Source organism: Streptomyces sp. NPDC098789 (genome assembly GCF_044759975.1).
Taxonomy (GTDB): Bacteria; Actinomycetota; Actinomycetes; order Streptomycetales; family Streptomycetaceae; genus Streptomyces.
The window spans coordinates 149152-170288 of record NZ_JBIWAJ010000005.1 but is presented as its reverse complement, the minus strand read 5'-3'; the positions used below and the strand labels follow the sequence as shown (position 1 = coordinate 170288).

The 21137-nt window shown below is 73.1% G+C and carries 22 protein-coding genes; 11 read left to right on the top strand and 11 right to left on the bottom strand.

The window, feature by feature from the left end:
• Nucleotides 1-15: 15 nt before the first annotated feature.
• Entirely contained in the window at nucleotides 16-729 is a 714-nt protein-coding gene (gene hemQ / locus ACIQWR_RS13325) for a hydrogen peroxide-dependent heme synthase (protein WP_404007896.1), read from the top strand.
• Between the two features lie 112 nt (nucleotides 730-841).
• Here the strand turns inward: hemQ and ACIQWR_RS13320 are convergent, their stop codons facing one another.
• From ACIQWR_RS13320 to ACIQWR_RS13295, 6 genes are all read right to left on the bottom strand, one after another.
• Nucleotides 842-2578: an alpha/beta hydrolase gene (locus tag ACIQWR_RS13320; RefSeq protein ID WP_404007893.1), complete on the bottom strand. Its 1737-nt coding sequence runs from the start codon at nucleotides 2576-2578 to the stop codon at nucleotides 842-844.
• An 82-nt stretch (nucleotides 2579-2660) separates the two neighbouring features.
• Entirely contained in the window at nucleotides 2661-3443 is a 783-nt protein-coding gene (locus ACIQWR_RS13315) for a TIGR04222 domain-containing membrane protein (RefSeq protein ID WP_404007891.1), read from the bottom strand.
• An 85-nt stretch (nucleotides 3444-3528) separates the two neighbouring features.
• Entirely contained in the window at nucleotides 3529-4641 is a 1113-nt protein-coding gene (locus tag ACIQWR_RS13310; protein ID WP_404007889.1) for a TIGR04222 domain-containing membrane protein, read from the bottom strand.
• The gene (locus ACIQWR_RS13305) at nucleotides 4638-6083 is read right to left on the bottom strand and encodes a DUF692 domain-containing protein (protein ID WP_404007886.1); all 1446 of its coding nucleotides are present in this window, start codon (nucleotides 6081-6083) and stop codon (nucleotides 4638-4640) included. The genes ACIQWR_RS13310 and ACIQWR_RS13305 overlap by 4 nt, the downstream gene beginning before the upstream one ends.
• Nucleotides 6084-6238: 155 nt before the next feature.
• Nucleotides 6239-7027, bottom strand: coding sequence for a peptidyl-tRNA hydrolase (locus tag ACIQWR_RS13300; protein ID WP_404007883.1), 789 nt, complete (start codon nucleotides 7025-7027; stop codon nucleotides 6239-6241).
• Between the two features lie 153 nt (nucleotides 7028-7180).
• Nucleotides 7181-8194 (bottom strand): transcriptional regulator, encoded by a 1014-nt coding sequence (locus ACIQWR_RS13295; RefSeq protein WP_404007881.1) that lies wholly within the window; start codon nucleotides 8192-8194, stop codon nucleotides 7181-7183.
• A gap of 480 nt (nucleotides 8195-8674) precedes the next feature.
• Here ACIQWR_RS13295 and amcB point away from each other — a divergent pair, with 480 nt between their 5' ends.
• From amcB to ACIQWR_RS13265, 6 genes are all read left to right on the top strand, one after another.
• On the top strand, nucleotides 8675-9793 hold the full coding sequence (gene amcB, locus ACIQWR_RS13290) for a cyclophane-forming radical SAM peptide maturase AmcB (protein WP_404007877.1): 1119 nt from the start codon (nucleotides 8675-8677) through the stop codon (nucleotides 9791-9793).
• Nucleotides 9771-10022 (top strand): multiple cyclophane-containing RiPP AmcA, encoded by a 252-nt coding sequence (gene amcA / locus ACIQWR_RS13285; protein WP_404007875.1) that lies wholly within the window; start codon nucleotides 9771-9773, stop codon nucleotides 10020-10022. The genes amcB and amcA overlap by 23 nt, the downstream gene beginning before the upstream one ends.
• Before the next feature lie 46 nt (nucleotides 10023-10068).
• Nucleotides 10069-10743 (top strand): pentapeptide repeat-containing protein, encoded by a 675-nt coding sequence (locus ACIQWR_RS13280; protein WP_404007872.1) that lies wholly within the window; start codon nucleotides 10069-10071, stop codon nucleotides 10741-10743.
• Between the two features lie 14 nt (nucleotides 10744-10757).
• Entirely contained in the window at nucleotides 10758-11477 is a 720-nt protein-coding gene (locus tag ACIQWR_RS13275) for a hypothetical protein (RefSeq protein ID WP_404007870.1), read from the top strand.
• A 119-nt stretch (nucleotides 11478-11596) separates the two neighbouring features.
• Nucleotides 11597-12271, top strand: a complete 675-nt coding sequence (locus ACIQWR_RS13270) for an AIM24 family protein (protein ID WP_354379188.1) — start codon at nucleotides 11597-11599, stop codon at nucleotides 12269-12271.
• 50 nt (nucleotides 12272-12321) lie between these two features.
• The gene (locus ACIQWR_RS13265; RefSeq protein WP_404007866.1) at nucleotides 12322-12543 is read left to right on the top strand and encodes a hypothetical protein; all 222 of its coding nucleotides are present in this window, start codon (nucleotides 12322-12324) and stop codon (nucleotides 12541-12543) included.
• Between the two features lie 87 nt (nucleotides 12544-12630).
• Here ACIQWR_RS13265 and ACIQWR_RS13260 read toward each other — a convergent pair whose 3' ends face one another.
• The 5 genes from ACIQWR_RS13260 to zapE form a co-directional block, all read right to left on the bottom strand.
• Nucleotides 12631-13521, bottom strand: coding sequence for a polysaccharide deacetylase family protein (locus tag ACIQWR_RS13260; RefSeq protein ID WP_404007863.1), 891 nt, complete (start codon nucleotides 13519-13521; stop codon nucleotides 12631-12633).
• Nucleotides 13522-13538: 17 nt separating this feature from the next.
• Nucleotides 13539-14495, bottom strand: coding sequence for a PPK2 family polyphosphate kinase (locus tag ACIQWR_RS13255; protein ID WP_404007860.1), 957 nt, complete (start codon nucleotides 14493-14495; stop codon nucleotides 13539-13541).
• 130 nt (nucleotides 14496-14625) lie between these two features.
• A complete protein-coding gene (locus ACIQWR_RS13250) occupies nucleotides 14626-15999 on the bottom strand; it encodes an alkaline phosphatase PhoX (protein WP_404007857.1) in 1374 nt (457 codons plus the stop codon).
• Nucleotides 16000-16199: 200 nt separating this feature from the next.
• Nucleotides 16200-16625 (bottom strand): OsmC family protein, encoded by a 426-nt coding sequence (locus ACIQWR_RS13245; protein ID WP_404007854.1) that lies wholly within the window; start codon nucleotides 16623-16625, stop codon nucleotides 16200-16202.
• Nucleotides 16626-16690: 65 nt separating this feature from the next.
• On the bottom strand, nucleotides 16691-17785 hold the full coding sequence (zapE, locus tag ACIQWR_RS13240; RefSeq protein WP_404008478.1) for a cell division protein ZapE: 1095 nt from the start codon (nucleotides 17783-17785) through the stop codon (nucleotides 16691-16693).
• A gap of 102 nt (nucleotides 17786-17887) precedes the next feature.
• Between zapE and ACIQWR_RS13235 the strand changes: the two genes are divergently transcribed.
• The 4 genes from ACIQWR_RS13235 (at nucleotide 17888) to msrB (ending at nucleotide 21137) form a co-directional block, all read left to right on the top strand.
• Entirely contained in the window at nucleotides 17888-18661 is a 774-nt protein-coding gene (locus ACIQWR_RS13235; RefSeq protein WP_404007851.1) for a pyrimidine reductase family protein, read from the top strand.
• 127 nt (nucleotides 18662-18788) lie between these two features.
• Nucleotides 18789-19256: an indole-3-glycerol phosphate synthase gene (locus ACIQWR_RS13230; RefSeq protein WP_404007848.1), complete on the top strand. Its 468-nt coding sequence runs from the start codon at nucleotides 18789-18791 to the stop codon at nucleotides 19254-19256.
• 60 nt (nucleotides 19257-19316) lie between these two features.
• A complete protein-coding gene (gene murC / locus ACIQWR_RS13225) occupies nucleotides 19317-20711 on the top strand; it encodes a UDP-N-acetylmuramate--L-alanine ligase (RefSeq protein WP_404007845.1) in 1395 nt (464 codons plus the stop codon).
• A 15-nt stretch (nucleotides 20712-20726) separates the two neighbouring features.
• Nucleotides 20727-21137, top strand: coding sequence for a peptide-methionine (R)-S-oxide reductase MsrB (msrB, locus tag ACIQWR_RS13220; RefSeq protein ID WP_404007842.1), 411 nt, complete (start codon nucleotides 20727-20729; stop codon nucleotides 21135-21137).

Genomic DNA, 21137 nt, shown 5'->3' with positions numbered 1-21137 from the left:
CGGGACAATAGGCACATGACTGCACCAGAGAAGATTCCCAACGCGGGGAAGAAGGCCAAGGACCTCAACGAGGTCATTCGCTACACCCTGTGGTCCGTCTTCAAGCTGAAGGACGTCCTCCCGGAGGACCGCGCCGGTTACGCCGACGAGGTCCAGGGGCTGTTCGACCAGCTCGCCGCGAAGGACATCACCGTCCGCGGCAGTTACGACGTCTCCGGCCTGCGCGCCGACGCGGACATCATGATCTGGTGGCACGCCGAGACCTCGGACGAGCTGCAGGGCGCCTACAACCTGTTCCGCCGCACCAAGCTGGGCCGCGCGCTGGAGCCGGTGTGGTCGAACATGGCCCTGCACCGCCCGGCCGAGTTCAACAAGTCGCACATCCCGGCCTTCCTGGCCGACGAGAACCCGCGCGACTACGTCAGCGTGTACCCCTTCGTACGCAGCTACGACTGGTACCTGCTGCCCGACGAGGACCGTCGCCGCATGCTCAAGGACCACGGCATGATGGCCCGCGGCTACCCGGACGTGCGTGCCAACACCGTCGCCTCCTTCTCGCTGGGCGACTACGAGTGGATGCTGGCCTTCGAGGCCGACGAGCTGTACCGCATCGTCGACCTCATGCGTCACCTGCGCGCCTCCGAGGCCCGCATGCACGTCCGCGAAGAGGTGCCCTTCTACACCGGGCGCCGCAAGTCCGTCGCCGATCTGGTGGCCGGGCTCGCCTGATACCTCCCCTGGGGGGAAGGACCGGAGGACCGCGTGTTCAGACCGACGCGGCTTCCGGGGATCGGGAGGCCCTGCCCCCGAATCGACGCAGCCGGAGATCCCGCCCGGAAGTTCAGACGACTGGCGGCAGCGGCACCCTTCGGGTGCCCGCTGCCCGGTCGTCCAGCGACACCGGTGCGGGCTCCGGATGCGGCGCACACGCGACGCGCCACCCCGCGGTGGCACCCGTGAGCAAGTACCGCTCCACGTGCCGGTCCACGCAGCCGTTGCGTCCGCCGACCACTCCGTGGGTACCGGCCCCCGTCTCCGTGACCAGCGCGGCCCGCGGCCCGAGCCGCCGCTGGAGTTCCAGCGCCCCCGGGTAGGGGGTCGCCCCGTCCCGCTCGGCGGCCACCACCAGCGTCCGGGGCAGCGCCGCGCGCACCCCCTCGCCCCCGTCGTTGCCCTCGCCCACGTTCATGCTCCCGCCCCCGCCCACGTCCACCGGGCGCTGCCGCCGCGCGGCCGCCGGCCAGGAGGCGCAGGGCAGGTTCAGGAAGGCGTTGGACCAGGTCTCGAAGGGGGCGGTCCGGGCCAGTTCGGTGTTGTCGCGGTCCCAGGTGGCCCAGTCCGCGGGCCAGGGCGCGTCGTTGCACAGTACCGCCGTGTAGACCGCCCGCGCGTTCTCGTCCGCGGCGGCCGCCGCCGGGTCCGGCCCGGCCTGCTGGACCAGCGGCCCGGGGTCGCCGCGCAGGTAGGCGCCGAGCGCCGCCGCCCGCCGTGGCCAGACCTCGTCGTAGTACGCCGCCCGCAGGTACGCCGCCTGCAACTCGCCGGTGCCGACGACCCCGCCCGCGGGCTCGCGGGCCACCGCGGCCCGCACCCGCTCGTAGCTCGCGCCGACCGCGGCGGCCGTACGGCCCAGCCCGTAGACCTCGTGGTGGCGGGCCGCCCAGGCGCGGAAGTCGGCCCAGCGCCGCTCGAAGGCGGGTGACTGGTCGAGGTTGTTGCGGTACCAGATCCGCGCCGGATCCGGATCGACCGCCGAGTCGAAGACCAGGCGGCGCACGTGGCCCGGGTAGAGCGTCGCGTAGACCGCCCCGAGGTAGGTCCCGTACGAGGCCCCCAGGAAGTTGAGCCGCGCCTCGCCCAGCGCGGCGCGCAGCACGTACAGGTCCCGGACGTTGTCGAGGGTGGTGTAGTGCGCCAGCGCCGCGCCCGCCCGTCGCGCGCAGCCCCGTGCGTACTCCTCGGCGGCCGCGAGCCGCTGCCGCTTGTAGGCCGGCGAGGGCCGCTCCGGGACCTGGGTGGGACCCTCGGGCCGCGCCGCCGGGTCCCGGCAGGAGAGGGGGGCCGAGCGGCCGACCCCGCGCGGGGCGTAGCCGACCAGGTCGTAGGCGGCGCCGACGCGCTGCCACTCGGGCAGGTCGGCGACGAGCGGGAAGTACATGCCGGAGGCGCCGGGGCCGCCGGGGTTGTAGACGAGGGAGCCCTGGCGGGTGCCCCGGTCTCCGGTGGCGGTGACCCGGCTGACGGTCAGCGAGATCTGCGGCCCGTCGGGGCGGGCGTAGTCGAGCGGTACGCGGAGCAGGGCGCAGCGCACGGGGGCGGCGAGCCCCTCGCTCGCGGGGCAGGCGCGGAAGTCGAGCCGGTGCGCGGCGGCCCGGCGGGCGACGACCTCGGCCCCCAGGCGCCCGGCGCGCTCGACAGCGGTCTCGGCGTGCGCGGTGGCGGGGCCGGCGGCCGGCTCGGCGCGGGGAACGGGGCGGGGGCCCGGGCCCTCGGCGGCCCGGGCGGCGGCCGTCGGTGCGCACAGGGCGAGGGAGAGGAGCGCCGCGGCGGCTCCGTAGCGGGTCGGTGTCGTCCGCATGGCGGCCCCTGTCGTCTCATCGGATGAACCGATGGGACGACGGGCCGGTGCGCTTGTACAGGATCACCGCCGGGTGTCGCGCTCAGTACTCCCTTTGCCGCGGGAGCGTCCCCCGGTTGCCGCGGGACAGCGCGGCGCGCAGGCCGGGATCCCCGACGGCGCGCACCCCGCGCACGGCCATGGCGGCGAGCGGTTCGCCGCGCCCGCGCTCGCGGTCCAGGGCGGTCAGCAGCTTCTGTCCGGCGGGGGAGGCCCACGAGGAGTAGGGATGGGACTCGACGCGGGCGATGCCGAGGCAGCCCAGCGTGAGGACCAGCGGCAGCGCGAACCAGCACATGATGAAGGTGGGGGAGGCGCCGCCGGAGGGCACCACGAGGGAGGCCGCGGCCATCACGAGGACCAGCGCGCTGGCCCCGCGCACCGCTTCGACCCCGGAAGCGATCCCGGCCCGGGCCTCCTCGGGCAGGGCGAGCCCGGCCGCGCCGAGCCGGTCGGCGAGCGCTCGTACGGCTTCGTGGGCGGCCACCGCGGTGCGGACGGACTCCACCGGCGACTGCCCGTCGGGACCGAAGGCGTCCAGCACCGAACGCTCCAGCGGATCGCGGCCGACCGGATCCAGTACGGTCGCCCACCCGGTGCGGGTCAGCAGCAGGCGCCGCTGGCGCTCCATGGAGAGCAGCGTCAGTTCGGCGACCCGCCGGGGACCGCCGGCCAGGTAGGCGACCTCGTACAGGTTCAGTTCGTCGTGGTGGTGCGCGGTGGCACCGGGGGCGGGCGGCGCGTCGTCGGTCGCGGCGCTCAGCAGGCGGGCGCACGACAACAGCGCTCCGGCCCAGGCCGTCAGGAGGAACAGGACCCAGAACATGGCCTGATTTCTACAAGGTGTTGAAGCTCCTGGTCGGGAGTGGTGCCGAGGTGTGAACACCTCGTGATGCGCTCGTGATGCAGGGTCAGGAACTGCTGGAGCAGCTGGAACCGGACGAACTGCTGCAACTCGAACCGCTCGAACTGCTACAGCTCGAACTCGAACTGCCGCAGCTGGAACCGCTCGAACCGCCGCAGCTCGAACCGCCGGAGGAGCTCCCGCAGCCGCTCCCCGAGGAGCCGCAACCCGATCCCGTCGATCCCGTCGGTCCCGAACCGCCGCAGCTCGACCCGGAGGTCCCGCCGCAGCCGCTCGCTCCGCCGCCGTCGCTCCCGGCGCACCATACGACGGGCAGGACGTCGGGGGAAGACCCGTACCCCCCGGGCTGGTCGGCGCCGCCGTGACGGCCGCGGGAAGCCGTGGACGAGGAGGTGGCGCGGGCGCCACCGAGGCGGGCGGCGGGCAGCAACTGCGCCCGCAGGTAAGGGTCCCGGACGCCCGCCAGCCCGAACAGCGCGGCCTGGACCGGTGCGCCGCGCTCGCGCGCGTGCTGGGCGCGCATCTCGTTCAGGGCCCGCTGCCCGGCCGTGGTGATCCGGCCCCGCGCCCGCGAGGCGCCCACACCGCCCGCCACCGCGCCGCCCAGCAGGGCGGGGAACACCTCGACGATGAAGGGCACGTGGAAGGTGTGGTACCCGGGACCCGCGAACTGCACGATGGTGGCGGCGATCGCCAGCGGGAAGCCCAGCAGGCAGACGATGACCTGGACGATCCCCCAGCGCCGCCAGATCCGGCCGGTGCCGGGCAGGGCGATCAGCCCGCGGTCGGCCAGGTCGTCGCCGATCTCCTGGACGGCGGGATCCCGCATCGCCGCCAACCGCAGCACGTGCAGCGCCCCCGAGGGCGCCGTGGAGTGCGCCAGGAGCACCGCCCGCTCGGCCGGGTCGTGGGCCCGTACCCCGGGCAGGGCGTGGACGATGCCGGGACCGCCGACGACGAGTCGGCCGTCGCAGAGCAGCGCGACGAGCGCGGCGTCGACCACCCGGCCCGGGCCGCCGGAGAGGAAGGCGGCCTCGGAGAGGTCGTGCAGCCGGGGCACGGGACCGGCCGGGCGGGTGCGGAAGCGGCGGATCCCCAGGTGCAGCGCGAGCGAGGAGACGAGGACGGCCACCCAGACGCAGCCGGCGAGCGCGTTCATCTCGCACCCCGTCCAGCCGCGGTGGCGGCGGCGTCCGTGGAGCGGTCGGCGGGCGCCGCACCGGCGGGCGCGCCGGACGCGGGGTGCACGTGGTGGGCGGGGTGCGCGGTACCGGTCGCGCCCGGCCGCGGCGGCCTGCGCCGCCAGGGCAACAGGGCCCGCGCCCAGCGCGCCAGCGGCCCGACGGGGCGGACCCCGGCCCGGTCCTGCCACCACTCGGTGAGCCGTTGCCGCGCCGCCGGGTCCTCGGGCAGGTCCTGGATGAGGAGGTGCTCGGCGAAGTCGAGCGCGTCGCGCCGGTAGCCACCGGTCATGGGACGGGTCCGGGCGTACCGCAGGAAGGACTCGCGGTAGGCGGCCGCCCCCAGCACCTCGACCAGTTCGGGCGCCAGCTTGCGCACCACCCCGGCGCGCTTGGCGGCGAGCGCGCGCGACTGCACCCGCAGTCGCTGCCCGTCGAAGCCCTCGGGTACGGGTGTCCCGGCGACCAGCGCCGACAACAGGGCGGCCTGGCCCAGTCCGACCCGGGTGCGCGCGGCCGGGAGACCGCCGGCAACGGTGGTGGCGGCGGTGGCGGCGGCGGCGGGGCGGGCGCTGGTACGGGTACGGGTGGAGGCATCCCGGTCGCCGCGCCCGACCACCGCGCGGATCGTGCTCAGCTCGCCCGCCAGCTCGGCCTCCGGCGGGAAGTCGTCGTCGCGCTCCAGCAGCACCCCCGGCGGGTCCACCCGCTCGCGCAGCTGCGCCAGGAGGTCGAGGACGACCGGTGCGACGGGGTGCGCGTGGGTGTCGTGCCAGACCCCGTCGCGTTCGACCCCGCCCGCGACGTGGACGTAGGCCAGCGCCTCCAGCGGGATCGCGTCGAGCGCGGCCAGCGGGTCCTCGCCCCGGTTCACCCGGTTCGTGTGCAGGTTGGCCACGTCGATCAGGAGCCGCACCCCGGTCCGCTCGACCAGCTCGGCGAGGAACTGGCCCTCGGTCAGCTCCTCGCCCGGCCAGGAGATCAGCGCGGCGATGTTCTCCAGGGCCAGCGGGACCGGCAGCGCGTCCTGGGCGATCCGCACGTTCTCGCACAGCACGTCCAGGGCGTCACGGGTCCGGGGCACGGGCAGCAGGTGCCCGGCCTCCAGCACCGGCGAGGAGGTCCGTACGAAGGCGATGTGCTCGCTCACCAGCGGCGCGCCCAGGGCCACCGCCCGCTCGGCCAGTGCGGCGAGCCGGGCCGGGTCGGGGCGGTCGGCGCCGCCGAGCCCCAGGCCGACGCCGTGCGGAACGACCGCGGTGCCGCGCTCGCGCAGCCGCAGCAGCGACGCGGGCAGATGGCCCGGGCAGATGTTCTCGGCCACCACCTCGACCCAGTCCAGGTCCGGCAGCCGTTCCACCGCTTCCGCGATCTCGGGCCGCCAGCCGATGCCCACCCCCAGGTGTGCCGTGCGCTCCATGTACCCCTCGCCCCCTTCCAAGCGGTCCGTCGCCGGTGTCATGACCCCGGCGAAGAGCCGCCAACCGCAGGAAGGGACGTTCAGAGCAACATTTGAGGTTCCGCACAACGGTCCGCGGATGCGCGGACCGGCAGCACCGCTCTCGCGGGCGACCGCTACCGCAGCCGTGCGCGCAGGGCCGGGTGGTCGGAGACCACCGTGCAGGAGCCAGGCGCGATCTCGGTGAAACCGGCGTCCCGCACCACCGGCAGCCCGCTCCCGGCCAGCTCGGCCCAGCGGTCGGGGCCGGCCGTCCGCACGGCGAGCTGGAAGTCGTCCGCACGCCAGGCCACCCGCTCGGGACCGGTCAGCTCCCACCAGGCGAGCTGCGCCGCGTGCCCGACCTGGGCCATCTCCTTGCCCGCCGACATGTCCAGCTCGGGGTTGAGCCACAGCACGGGCACCCCGGGCTCCGCCGCCGCCGGGGGCTCCGGGTCGTCCAGGTCCGTGCCGGACACCTGGAGCTTGGCGAGCTCCTTGGGCCAGCCGTCCAGCGGGACCGGCGGGAACACCCGGACCTCGGACTCCCCGCCCCGCACCGTGATGCCCGGCAGGGTCTGGGCCTTGCGCCACTCCGCCCCGCGCGCCCGGCGCACCACCTTGCGGATCCGCGCGTCCTGCCAGTCGTGCACGGCCCGGGCCCACTCGCCCTCGCCGAGCGCCCGCTCGTCCGAGAGCAGCACCAGCACCGCGCGGGCCGCCGTCTCCAGCGCGTCCGTCCGGGCCGGCGGCGCGGTCTTCTCCAGCCGGACCACCAGCGGCAGCACGAACTGCGGCGCCTCGTCGCGGGCGAGGCGCTCCGCACGGAAGGGGTCCTCGGCCCCCGCCGCGTCGAGGGCGGCGGCGGAGGTGGTGACAGGCATGGTGACGGGCGTGGTGTCGGGGGCGGTGTCGTGGGCGCTCATCCGGCCAAGGATGCCACCCCGACCGTCGGCCGCCGACGTCAGTCCGACTTCAGGAGGATGCCGGGGAGCGCCTCCGGGGGCGAGGATCCCCCTCATGAGGAGGGAAATCGCCGCGGCAGTACTCGTGTCCCTTGTGTGCCGCGTCGCGCGGCTTCAGGCCGCCCGCAGCATGGGGCGGCCGCGCTCGTAGAGCTCGCGGGCGTGGCCGTTGCCGCGGTGCGGGGCGAGGGCCGACAGCATGATCCGTACGCGGTCGTCGCAGCGGCCGGATTGGACGTGCGGGTAGTCGTCGAGGACCCGGTGCCAGTCCGCGCAGGCCTCTTCCAGGCGGCCCACCTGGAGCTTCCGCTCCGCGATCATCGCGTTGTAGCGGACCCGGGTCCGCCGGTAGACGGGTTCGCGGAGCTGGTCCGCGAGCTCCATGGACTCGATCGACCCGGAGACGTCGCCGAGTTCGTAGCGGACCTGGCCGATGTGGTAGTTCAGCGCCGATGGGTCGTAGGAGCCGAACGCTTTCGCCCTGGACTCGGCCTTCTCCATCGCGGTCTCGGCTTCCTTCATCCGCAGCAGGGCGGCCGGCCGGTCGCCGGTCCGGGCGGCGGCGTGGGCCTGTTGCCCGGTGAGGAAAGCCAGCATCCGGGGCCCGGCTTGCGGTGAGGCCGATGCCGCTCCATCCGCGAGACGCACCGCGAGCGGCCCGTGCCCGAGGTCGACGGCCTGCACGCTCATCCCCCGCAGAGTGGTGCAGTAGGTGAGGTGGTCGCCGGCCGCGCCGGCCAGCTCCAGGGCCTTGCGGTAGTACTGCTGGGCGAGGCCGTCCTCCCGCTCGTCCATCGCCATGTAGCCGGTGAGGTAGCAGTGGTCGGCGGCCGCCGACCGCATCGCGTTCTGCACGTCGTCGGGGGCGGTCGCCCTCAGCGCGGGCACGATCGTGTTCACCAGGAACGCGGCGGCCAGGGGCCGGGCCATGCGGCCACCGAACCGGTCGTCGAGATCGCTTATGTGCTCGATCATCGAGATGATCGCGTGCACTTCGGGATGCCCGATGCGGGTGTGCGGGTCGGCCCGAACCTTGTCGAGGCGGTCCCGTACGTCCGGCCATCCGGGGATCGCGGCGGCGGCCGAGAACAGCGCGACGCCGAGGATGCTCCTGCGCGATGGGTCCATGTCCGCACTCCCGAGATCGACAAGTCCAGCCACGGTATCCGGGGACTGGCCCGAGAAGTCGGGAGATCCGGCGAACCCGGCGGCGTGCCCGGTGACGGGCCTGCCCAGCCTCCGTGAGAGGGCTTCGAGGATCAGCGGTCGTACCTGTCTGCGGGGGATCGTTCCCCCCAACCACTTGGGTACCGCGGATTCGTCGTAGCCGAAGATGATGCCCGCCTCAGCGCCAACGCGGTCGATGGCGCGTATGAACTGGCCCCGTGACCAGCCCGTTTCATCGAACAGGGCGGCCAGTGCGGTGTTCGGTGTACGTGCCGTCATCGTCGTCCCCTGAACTTTCACGGCTTTCACGGTCCGGTCCGGTCACCACGGTACTCACTTTCTGTGCACCGGAGTTGACTGAGCATCACGTCGCCACTCCAGGCGGTGCTCCCGCCCCGCCCCTGGCCGCCTCGCAGGCAGCACCTGTACGAGAGGAGCCCCATGCTCAGCATCCCGCGGCTTTCGGCCGTCCCGGGGTCCGTGATCATGCAGCCGACCACGCAGTGCCTTCCCCTGGACTGCACGTATTGTTACCTGCCGTTCCGCAAGCTCAAGCACCTGATGGCCGTGGCGGTAGCCGCAGCGGTCGCAGGGCCGGTCAACAGGTGGGCGGCCGCGAATCCGGGGTTCGAGGTCGTGTGGCACGGCGGGGAACCGCTGGCCACCGGCCGCGACCATCTCGCGGCACTGATGGCCCCGTTCAAGGGCGTGAACCACAGCGTGCAGACCAACGCCGCCCTCATGGACGACGCATGGTGCGAGTTCCTGCACGAGCACGACATGCGCGTGGGGGTGAGCATCGACGGCCCCGAGGACATGAACGCCCACCGCGTCACCCTCGCCGGCCACCCGGGATTCCGGGTCACCATGCGCGGCATCGAGCGCCTCCGCCATCACGGCATCCCCTACTCGGCCATTGCCGTCGTCTCCGACCCCGACCCGGCCGACGCGGCCCGCTTCTACGACTTCTTCGCCGAGCTGGGCGTGAGCACCCTCGGCGTCAACGTCGAAGAAGAGGAAGGCGTCAACACCGGCATCAAGGCTGGCGACGGCGTGAGGGCTGCGGAGTTCTGGGCCGCGCTCGCCGACAGCTGGCGGGCCAACCCGGTCATCCGCCTGCGGGAAATACAGCGGGTCCTCAACTTCGCGGGGGCCGTCCTCGGCGGGGCCGCAGTGGAGCCCGCACCGACCACCGCACCGTGGGACCCCATGCCCACCATCTCCTACGACGGCGGCGTGATCATGCTGTCCCCGGAGCTGGCCGGGTTCACCGATCCCCGCTTCGGCGACTTCACCACCGGCAACGTCCTCAAGGACGGCCTGGACGCCCTCGTCGCCGAGGCCGACCAGCGCACCCCCTGGATCACCGAGTTCTGGCAGGGAGTGGACACCTGCCGCGCCACCTGCCCCGCCTTCGCGTTCTGTGGAGGCGCCCACCCCGCGAACCGGTACTTCGAGCACGACGGCCGGTTCGACGGCACCAGGACCCGGTATTGCACCACCTCCAAGATCGCCCTACTCGAAGGAGTCACGCGACATGTCCGCGACCACCGCCCCTGACGCCACCGCCCTCGTGGTGGACTCGGCGGAGGGCTTCGCGTCCCTCCTCGAGGCCGCTGGTACCGCAGCCATCCCGCGCTGGGAGAACACCTGGACCAACGCCACCTGGAGTAACAGGCCCACGAGCATCCAGCCGCTCGCCGGGTTCGACAACCGGCCGACCTGGGACAACCCCACCCCCGCGTTCGACAACCGTCCCACTTGGGACAACTGGAAGAACAAGTCGTAGCACCCCGCCCCGCCCCGCTCCCCCGGGCGCCACGAAGGAGAACCACATGGCCACCCGCACCTTCGGCCACGCCGCGATCACCCTGCCCGACCTGGACGAGCCCGGCCTGTACCTGTCGAAGGTCGACACCCTCGACAGCCCGCGCGGCACCGTCCAGGACTTCACCTTCGGGGACGTGGACCTGCGTTCCCTCGACCTCGCGGACACCCAGCTCATCACCGGCCGCATCAGCGGCCTGCGGTCGAAGCGCGTCGGGTTCGAGAACCTCAACCTGCACGGCGTGGAGATCAGCGGCAGCGACCTCGGATCGACCCGCTGGAACGACAGCAAGCTGACCCGCGTGACGTTCCGCGACTGCAAGCTGATGGGGGCCGCCTTCGATGGCTTGGTCCTCGACGACGTCCTCTTCGAGGGCTGCAAGTTCGACTTCGCCACGTTCGAGAAGGTTCGCGCCACCGGCCCCGTCGCCTTCGCCGGTTGCATGCTCACCGAGGCCGCGTTCACCGACTGCGACCTGTCCGACGCCGTGTTCGCGGACTGCACCCTGCACCTCACCGAGTTCGGCGCCGGCCGCTACCGGAACGCCGACCTTCGCGGCAACGACCTCTCGACGATTCGGGGCGTCGCCAACCTCGCGAAGATCCGTATCTCGCCCGCACAGCAGACAGGTCTCGCCGAGGCCCTCGTGAGCGACCTCTCCATCGACCTCAGTGACGACTGACCGGGAGACACCCCGTGCCCCTGTACATCGCGTACAGCGACCCGGCCGCCTTGCGCGCCCGCTGCGAGGTCGCCGGTGTCCGCATCGCCCGCGAGCACGACGCCGGCCACGAGCCCGGGGCCATTGTCCCGGCCGGCCGGTGGCGGCCCGCCACCGGCGCGGACATCAAGGCCGTCACCGCACCGGTGAGCCCGCTGGACAGCACCCTGGTGGAGATCGTCCGGCCCCTGTTCGGAGAAGGAACCGCGCTCGAAGACCTGGCCCGGCCGATGGGCGACCCCGATGCGGTGTACCTGGGGCAGGCCCAAGCCAAGCCCGGCATGATCACGACGACCGACAACCACGAGAACGGGCGGCTGCTCGGGCTGCACCTCGACAACTGGGACAAACTCACCTACGGCGACAAGCACACGGCACGTCGCCGGCTCTGCCTCAACCTGGGCCCCGGGACCCGGTACATCATCCTCGGCGCGATCGACGCCCAGCACGTGAGCCGGGCTGTCCACCGGATGGACTACGCCCTCAGGTACCCGCACACGGACGACTTCCGGGTCTACGTCGCCGACGGCAGGCCCCTCCCCGTCTTCCGGATACGGCTGGCGCCCGGAGAGGGCTACGTGGCCCCTACGGAGTACCTGCTGCACGACGGCTCCAGCGAGGGCGAGGACGAGCCGTCGGCCGCCGCGTTCTGGCTCGGCCACTGGCCTCGGGGAGCCCTGCCCTCCCTCGTCTGACCCTGGGCGCATGACCGCACCCCAGCAGCCGAACTCGGTCACCCAGACCGTCGGCCGCCGACGTCAGTCCGACTTCAGGAGGATGCCGGGGAGCGCCTCCGGGGGCGAGGATCCCCCTCATGAAGAGTGATCTTTTCGCATCAGAGAACCTGGCCCAGGCGCCCACCGCCCCCGGCATGGAGCTGCAGAACGCCAAATCCGTCAAGTACACCGTCAACGGTGAAATGCTCGCCCGCCAGGGCGCGATGATCGCCTTCCGGGGCAACCTCCAGTTCGAGCGCAAGGGCCAGGGCATCGGGGGCATGCTCAAGCGCGCGGTCACCGGCGAGGGCCTGCCCCTGATGTCGGTCCGCGGACAGGGCGAGGCCTGGTTCGCGCACCAGGCCGGGAACTGCTTCATCGTCGAGATGGAGCAGGGCGACGCGCTGACCATCAACGGCCGCAACGTCCTGTGCTTCGACCCGACCCTGTCCTACGAGATCAAGATGGTGAAGGGCGCCGGGATGACCGGCGGCGGCCTCTTCAACAGCCTCTTCACCGGCTACGGCAAGCTCGCCCTGGTCTGCGACGGCAACCCGATCGTCATACCGGTCACCGCGCAGGCGCCCGTCTACGTCGACACGGACGCGGTCGTCGGCTGGAGCGCCCAGCTGGAGACCGGGCTGCACCGCTCGCAGTCCGTCGGCTCGATGATCCGCGGCGGCTCCGGCGAGGCCGTCCAGCTGATGCTGCGCGGCGAGGGCTTCGTCATCGTCCGCCCGAGCGAGGTCACGGAGGCGGCCGCCGCCCACTGACCGGGCGACCGCCAGCGCGGTACCCGGCGCGGCCGGGTACCGTCGTGGGCATGGACCAGCCGCAGGATCAGCCGCAGGACCCGCAGCGCCCGGACGAGAGCACGTCGTACTGCCCCGCCCCGGCTGCCCCGGCCGGGCGCGTACCCGGACCGCCCTACGCGGACTGCCTGGAGTGCGGCAAGCCCACCGAGTACGGCGTCGCCACCCCGGGCGTGGTCCTGTGCCCGGTCTGCGAATGGCAGGACGCCCAACGCACGGCCTGCTCCGGCTAGACCACCCCTCCGGACGCCTCGGACGCCTCGGAGGCACGGCTGTTCCGGCCGGGCGCGGCCACGGGTCACGGCCGCGGCGGCGGAACGTTACTTCCCGATCAGGTCGGAGACCTTCGCGAAGCGGTAGCCGCGCTTGCGGAGTTCCGGGACGATCTTGCGGATGGCCTCCTCGGTCACGGGGGCGGCGCTGCGCGTGCAGTGCATGACCACCACCGAACCGGGCTTCACCCCGGCCAGCACCTGTTCGGCCACCGCGTCCGGGTCCTTGGCGAAGGCGTCACCGCTGACCACGTCCCACTGGACCGCCGTGACCTTGGCCGTGGCCAGGACGCGCAGGGCCTGGTCGTCGTAGCAGCCGCCGGGGAAGCGGAAGTACGGGACGGTGTTGACCGCGCCCGCCTTGCGGAAGGCCTCGAAGGCCCGGTCCACGTCGGCGCGGGCCGCGGCGCCGTCGAGCGCGGGCAGGCCGTAGCAGGGGGACTTGAAGGCGTGGTGGCTGTAGGAGTGGTTCGCGATCTCGAAGTTCGGATCGGTACCGATGGCCTTCGCCTGGTCCGGGTACTCCTCGGCCCAACGGCCCGTCATGAAGACGGTGGAGGGCACCTTCAGCTGGCGCAGCGTGGAGATCAGCTGCGGGTTGTCGAAGTGCTCGCCGCCCGCCGCGCGCGGTCCCTGGTCGGAGGTCATGTCGGCGTCGAAGGTGAGCGCGACGGTCTTGTCCGTCGTCTGCCGGGAACGCTCGAAGACCGGGGTCAGCCCGCCCGGACCGGGGGCGATCGTGGGCGGCTTGGAGGGGGCCGCCGCGGCGGCGTCGGGAGAGGCGCCGGTCGAGGGGGAGCCGGAGGGCGCGGCCGAGGCGGGCGCACCCGTCCGGGCGGGTGCGGAGGCGGCCCCCGGGGTGGCCGAGCCGCCCCCGCAACCCGCGAGGGCGGCACCGAGCGCGGCTACAACGGCCACTTTGCGTACAGAAATGGTCACGTACGCAAAATATATGACTATGAGGTAAGCAGGCGGGAGCGGCACTCGTCCACGTCGAAGTCGGCCTTCGGATACTCCGGCGCAAGGGCCTCCAGGTGCTCCAGGAGCAGCGCGCCGATCGCCCAGTTGCGGTACCACTTGCGGTCCGCGGGCACGACGTACCAGGGCGCGGCCGCGCTGGCGCAGCGCTCCAGGGCCAGCTCGTAGGCCTCCCGGTAGGCGGGCCACGCGCTGCGCTCCTCGATGTCCCCCGGGTTGAACTTCCAATGCTTCGCGGGGTCGTCCAGGCGGGCCAGCAACCGCTCGCGCTGCTCCTCGTAGGAGATGTGGAGGAAGACCTTCAGCACGCTCACGCCGTCCTCCGCGAGGGCCTTCTCGAACCGGTTGATCTGCGCGTAGCGGCGGCGCACCTGGCTGCGCGGCGCCAGCTCGCGGACCCGGGCGATCAGGACGTCCTCGTAGTGCGAACGGTCGAAGATGCCGATCTCCCCCGGCTGGGGGAGGGCCTTCTTGATCCGCCACAGGAAGGGGTGCTCCCGTTCTTCCTCGGTCGGCGCCTTGAAGGCCCGGATCCGGCAGCCGGAGGGGTTCAACAGGCCGATCACGTGCTTGACCGTGCCGCCCTTGCCGCTGGTGTCCATGCCCTGGAGCACGAGCAGCACCCGGCGGCGGTCCCCGGCGGTGCTGGCGGCGTAGAGGCGCTCCTGGAGCTCGGCGAGCCGCTCGCCCATCGCGGCGGCGGAGGCCAGGGAGGCCGCCTTCCCGCCCGGGGCGCCGGGTGTCGACCGGGTGTCGATGTGCTCCAGGTGGACGGTCTCCCCGAGGGGCACCCGCAGCAGGGGCGCGACGGGCGCGACGGGCGCGGCCGCCTCCCGTCCGGCCTTCCGTTCCGCCTTCGGCCTCTTCTCCTGCTCGGGCCTCTTCTCCTGCTTCGACTTTGCCTTTGCCTTCGCCTGAGCCTTCGCTTTGGCCATCACTACCCCCATCGCGTCGGTTTCGTCCGATCTTGCACCACATCGAACGGGAGCGCGATGGGGCGAGATGGGACGCGATGGGGCGTGATGGGACGCGATGGGGCGTGATGGGGCACGAGGGCGTGCGGGGTCAGTGCCAGGGGCCCGTCACCGCGAACGTCGTGCCCGGGGCGTAGGCGTTGACGTACATCGTCCGACCGTCCGGGGCGAAGGTGACCCCCGCGAACTCGCCCCACTCCGGGGTGCCCGCCGTGCCGATGTCGTCCGCGTTGCGGGCCATCGCGTACACCGTGCCGGTCCGGGTCAGCCCGAAGACGTACTGCGCCCCGCCGCCGTCCTCGCACACCATCAGGCCGCCGTCCGGGGCCAGGCAGATGTTGTCCGGCGAGTCCCCCGGCAGCCGTACGTCCGTGGCCGGGCCGAAGACGACCTCCAGGCGGATCCGGCCGCGCACCGGGTCGTGGGACCAGACCTGGCCGAAGTGGTCGGCGGCGGCCCCCTCGCGGCTGCGGGCGAAGCTGGAGACGAAGTGCACCACGTCCCCGCCCCAGTAGCAGCCCTCCAGCTTCTGCGCGTGCGTGATGCCGCCCGGGCCGAAGTCCTGGAACCGGATCGGGGTGCGGGCGGCCGACGGGTCGGGTACGGGCACCCACTCGACCGGGAACTCCGTCCCCGGCTCCGTCACGACGGCCAGGTCCGCCACCCCCGGCACCCGCATCGCCTCCAGCACGCCCCCCGCCCGCAGCGAACCGGGCCCGCCCAGCGGGCGGCTCGGCAGGAACCGGTAGAACAGCCCGAAGGGCTTCACGAAGGCGTCCTCGGTCTCGTAGACCACGCCCCGCACCGGGTCCACCGCCACGGCTTCGTGGGCGAAGCGGCCCAGCGCCGTCAGCGGCACCGCGCCCGAGCGCCGCGGATCGGCCGGGTCGACCTCGAAGACGTATCCGTGGTCCTTCGCGTACCCGGCGACGCCCGCGGTGTCCTCGGTCTCCTCGCAGGTCAGCCAGGTGTTCCAAGGGGTGCGTCCGCCCGCGCAGTTGACGGCCGTGCCCGCGATGCCCACCCGTTCACCGACGACCTCGCCCGCCGGGCAGAGCTCGATGACGGTGCAGCCGCCGAGCGCGGCCGGGTCGTAGGTGAGCCCCTCGACGGGCGGGACGCGCAGCGCGGCGGTGGTCCGGTTCTCGTGGTTGCGCACCAGCCGCACCCCGCCGGCCGTGGTGGCGAAGGCCGCCATGCCGTCGCAGTTGGCCGGGACGACGCCCTCGCCGGAGCGCATCCGGTCCCCGGCCCGGGACAGCACCCGGTAGCGGAACCCGGCGGGCAGGTCCAGCAGCCCGGCCGGATCCGGTACGAGCGGCCCGTAGCCCCCGGCGGGGGGCGCGGGCGGCGCCGAGCGCGCGCTCGCCCCCGCCGAGGCGGTGAAGAGGGCGCCCAGTGCGCCCGTGAAGGCGATGGCGGCCGTACCGCCTGCGGCGAGCAGGCTGCGTCGGGTGGTGGGCATCGGCAACTCCCCATGGCGGGACCGGAGGTGGTTCCGGGCCGTCGTACCACGGGGTCGCGCCGGGCGGGCCGCGGCGCGGGCGGGCCCGGCGCGGCGTCACACCTGCGGGTGCCCGCCCGGCCCGGCGGCCCACCTGCCGCCGGCCGGTCGGGCCGGGGCGGGAGCGGGCGGGCCGGGCGCGGGCCGGGCACCGCGAGGGGTCAGAGCAGCTCGGCGGAGAGCGTGATCGTGGTGCCGGTCAGGGCCTGGCTGACCGGGCAGTTCTTCTTGGCGTCCTCGGCCGCGGCGGCGAAGCCCTCGGCGTCCAGGCCCGGTACCTCGGCGCGCACGCTGAGGTGGATCCCGGTGATGCCCTCGCCCGGCTGGAAGGTGACGTCGGCCTTGGTCTCGACGCGGGTGGGCGGGGTGCCCGCACCGGCCAGACCGTGGGAGAGGGCCATCGAGTAGCAGCTGGAGTGCGCGGCGGCGATCAGCTCTTCCGGGCTGGTCTTGCCGTTGGCGGCCTCCGCGCGGGAGGGCCAGGAGACGTCGTAGGAGCCGACGCCCGAGGAGTCGAGGGTGACGACCCCGGAGCCCTTGAGCAGGTCGCCTTCCCAGACGGTGTGCGCGTGACGCGTGGTGGCCATGGCGGATCCCTTCACATAGGTGGAAGCGGCCGGGAGGTCTGACGACCGGTCCGGCGACCCCAAACCTACTGGGCCACCAGGCCCTTCGCGTCACGCGCCAGCGCCGTGAGCCGAGAGATGGCGCGGAAGTACTTCTTGCGGTAGCCGCCGTTCAGCATCTCGTCACTGAACAGGCGGTCGAAGGGCACGCCGGAGGCGAGGACCGGTATCTCGCGGTCGTAGAGCCGGTCCGCGAGGACCACCAGGCGCAGCGCGGTCGACTGGTCCGGCACCGGCCCGACGTCGGTCAGGCAGACGACGGCGACGCCCTCGGTGAGCGCGCCGTAGCGGCTCGGGTGCACCTTGGCCAGGTGTTCGAGCAGCCCGGGGAAGTCGTCGAGGCTGGCGCCGGGCGTCGCGTACGCCGCCTTGGTGACCTGCTCGTCGGAGAAGGGCGCGGGCGCCTCGGGCAGACCGCGGTGGCGGTAGTCCTGGCCGTCGATCCGCAGTGGCCGGAACTGCGCGGACAGGCCCTGGATCTCGCGCAGGAAGTCGGCGGCCGCGAAGCGGCCCTCGCCGAGCTTGCCGGGCAGCGTGTTGGAGGTCGCGGCGAGCGCGACGCCCTGCTCGACGAGCCTGCTGAGCAGCGAGGACACCAGCACGGTGTCGCCCGGGTCGTCCAGCTCGAACTCGTCGATGCACAGCAGCCGGTGCCCGCCCAGGGTCTGCACGGTCTGCTGGAAGCCGAGCGCGCCGACCAGGTTCGTCAGCTCCACGAAGGTGCCGAAGGCCTTGAGCGCGGGCTCGGCCGGGGTGGCGTGCCACAGGGAGGCCAGCAGGTGGGTCTTGCCGACGCCGTAGCCGCCGTCGAGGTAGACCCCGCGCGGGCCGGTGGCCGGTGCGGCCTTGGGACCGCGCGCGAACCAGCGGCGCTTGCCCCCGCCGCTGGCGTGGGCCCCGCCGAGACCGGCGGCGAAGCCGCTCAGCACGGTGACGGCCTCGGCCTGGCTCGGCTGCTCCGGGTCGAGGTCGTAGGTGTCGAAGCGCACCGCGTCGAAACGCGGGGGCGGCACCATCTCGGCCACGAGCCGTTCGGCGGGTACGTGCGGGGCGCGGGCGCACAGCGCGAGCGGACCGGCGTCGGGTCCGTCGGCGCCGGAGCGGGGTCCCGCGTCGGCTATCGGGCTCCGTCCGGCGGCGCCGCCGTGCGGGGCGGTCGCACCGGAGGGGGAGAGAGAGGTTGACACAGCCCTTAACTCTACGGGGCGTGGCACACTGCACCGATGCGACGCCTGTTCCCTGTGACCGATCAGACACCCCCCGTCCCGGGCGACCACCCGTGGTCGCTGGACGAGCTGGCGGAGGCCTACGCGTACCCCGCGCTCGGCGCCGGGGAGCACTGGCTGCGCGCGAACATGGTGTCCTCGCTGGACGGCGCCGGCCAGCACGACGGGCGCTCGCAGCCCCTGTCCAGCGAGACCGACATGCGGATCTTCGGCACCCTGCGGGCGCTGGCCGATGTGGTCGTGGTCGGTGCGGAAACGGTTCGCCAGGAGGGCTACCGCCCGGCCCGGGCCCGCGAGGACTTCGCCGCCCGCCGGGCCGCCGCCGGGCAGGGCCCCGCCCCGGTCATCGCCGTGGTCACCGCGAGCCTGGACCTGGACTTCGCGCTGCCCCTGTTCACCGCGCCGCTCGTGCCCACCCTGGTGCTCACCGGAGCCGCCGCCCCCGCCGACCGGGTCGCCGCGGCGGCCGCGTCCGGGGCCGAGGTGGTGGTGGCCGGGGAGGGCGCGGGCGTGGACCCCGCCCGGGCGGTGCGGGAGCTGGCCGACCGGGGGCTGCGCCGCCAGCTCACCGAGGGCGGGCCGCGGCTGCTCGGCCAGTTCGTGGCCGCCGGGGTGCTGGACGAGCTGTGCCTGAGCGTGTCCCCGACCCTCACGGCGGGTGACGCCCAGCGGATCGCGGGGGGCCCGCGGGTCGACGTACCGCACCGGCTGGCACTGGCCTCGCTGCTGGAAGAGGCCGGGTTCCTGTACACGCGTTACCGTCGGATCTGACAAGCAGCGGAATTTCCCGTTCCGCTTAGCTTCCGCTGGGCACATATACCAGCGCGAGCCCCGTGCGACAGCGGGGCAGGATGGTTTCCGCAGGGGCCGGCCGCGGCCCATGAAGGAGAGGGCGTCCGTGTTCACGAGCGTTTTGATGATCGAGCAGCCTCTGACACCCGTAGACGTGGACTTCGTCACCACCCTGCACGGAGACGACCCGGTCTCCTTCTTCGTCCTCATGCAGCCCCGGGGCGACCAGGACCGGCTGCTGCGCGCCATCGACGATGTCGCGCTCGGCGAGCTGCCCGAGGCGTTGCACGAGGGGGACGAGCCCGAGGGCGACGCCGCCCGCGGGCCCGCCGAGCAGGCCCTGGCCGTGTCGTTGGCGGCGCTGCGGGCCAAGGGGGCCAAGGCCGTCGGGCAGGTCATCGAGGACCACCCGCTCGACAAGCTGAAGGCCGTCGTGGCGGAGACGGGCGCCGATGAAGTGATCGTCCTGACCGCCCCGCACTTCGTGGAGGAGTTCTTCCACCGGGACTGGGCCTCACGGGCACGGCACAAGGTCGGGGTTCCGGTGCTCAAACTCTTCGCCCACAACGAATAGGCTGGGCGCCACGTACACCGCCACGTACACCGTCACGTTCGACCATCAGGAGCGACCTGTATGACGCCCGGCCTGCCGACCGCCATGGAACGGCCCCACTTCATCGGCATCGGCGGCGCCGGCATGTCCGGCATCGCGAAGATCCTCGCGCAGCGCGGCGCGCGGGTCGCCGGTAGCGACGCCCGTGACTCCGAGACCGCCGCCGCCCTGCGCGCCCACGGCGCCACCGTCCACATCGGGCACGCCGCCGGCCACCTCGCCGACGACGCCACCTGCGTGGTCGTCTCCAGCGCCATCCGCGCGGACAACCCGGAGCTGGCCCGCGCGGCCGAGCTCGGCGTCCCCGTCGTGCACCGCTCGGACGCGCTCGCCGCGCTCATGGACGGCCTGCGCCCGATCGCGGTGGCCGGTACGCACGGCAAGACCACCACCACCTCCATGCTGGCGGTGTCCCTCTCGGCCCTGGGCCTGGACCCCTCCTACGCCATCGGCGGTGACCTGGACGCCCCCGGCTCCAACGCCCACCACGGCGAGGGCGACATCTTCGTCGCCGAGGCGGACGAGAGCGACCGCAGCTTCCACAAGTACGCGCCGCAGGTCGCCATCGTCCTCAACAGCGAGCTGGACCACCACGCGAACTACGCCTCGATGGAGGAGATCCACGACTCCTTCGAGACCTTCGTGGGCAAGATCCTCCCCGGTGGCACCCTGGTCGTCTCCGCCGACCAGGAAGGCGCGGTCGAGCTGACCCGCCGGGTCCGCGACCTGTCGTCGGTCAACGTCGTCACCTACGGCGAGACCGAGACGGCCGACGTCCGCGTCCTGAAGATCACCCCGCGCGGTCTGGCGGGCGAGGTCACCGTCCTCATCGGCGGCAAGCTGCTCACCTTCACCGTCTCGGTGCCCGGCCGTCACTACGCGCTCAACGCCGTCGCCGCCCTCGCCGCGGGCGTGGCCCTCGGCATCCCGGCGCACAACCTGGCCTCCGCGCTCGGCAAGTACACCGGCGTCAAGCGCCGCCTCCAGCTCAAGGGCGAGGCGGCGGGCGTGCAGGTCATCGACTCCTACGCGCACCACCCCACCGAGATGACCGCCGACCTGGAGGCCATCCGCGGCGCCGCCGCGGACGCCCGGATCCTGGTCGTCTTCCAGCCGCACCTCTTCTCCCGCACCCAGGAACTGGGCAAGGAGATGGGCCAGGCCCTCGCGCTGGCCGACGCCTCCGTGGTCCTCGACATCTACCCGGCCCGCGAGGACCCGGTCCCCGGTGTCACCAGCGAGATCATCATCGCCGCGGCGCGCGCCGCGGGCGCCGACGTCAGCGCCGAGCACGCCAAGGACGCCGTCGCGGAGGTCATCGCGGGAATGGCGAAGCCCGGCGACCTCGTTCTCACGATGGGGGCGGGTGACGTGACCGACCTGGGTCCGGCCATCCTGGCCCGGCTGGCGAACTGAAGGGGACGACGCGCGATGGCGTACGAGATCGAGAAGCCCGACGAGCAGTGGCAGGCGGAGCTGACGCCGTCGGAGTACCAGGTGCTGCGACTGGCGGGCACCGAGCCCGCCTTCCGCGGTGAGTACACGGACACCACCACGGCCGGCGTCTACTCCTGCCGGGCCTGCGGCTCCGAGCTGTTCCGCTCCACGGAGAAGTTCGAGTCGCACTGCGGCTGGCCGTCCTTCTTCGACCCGAAGGACACCGAGGCGGTCGAGCTGATCGCGGACACCGCGCACGGCATGGTCCGCACCGAGGTCCGCTGCGCGAAGTGCGGTTCCCACCTCGGGCACGTGTTCGAGGGTGAGGGCTACCCCACCCCGACCGACCAGCGGTACTGCATCAACTCCATCTCCCTGCGCCTGGCCCCCGCCGAAGAGGGCTGA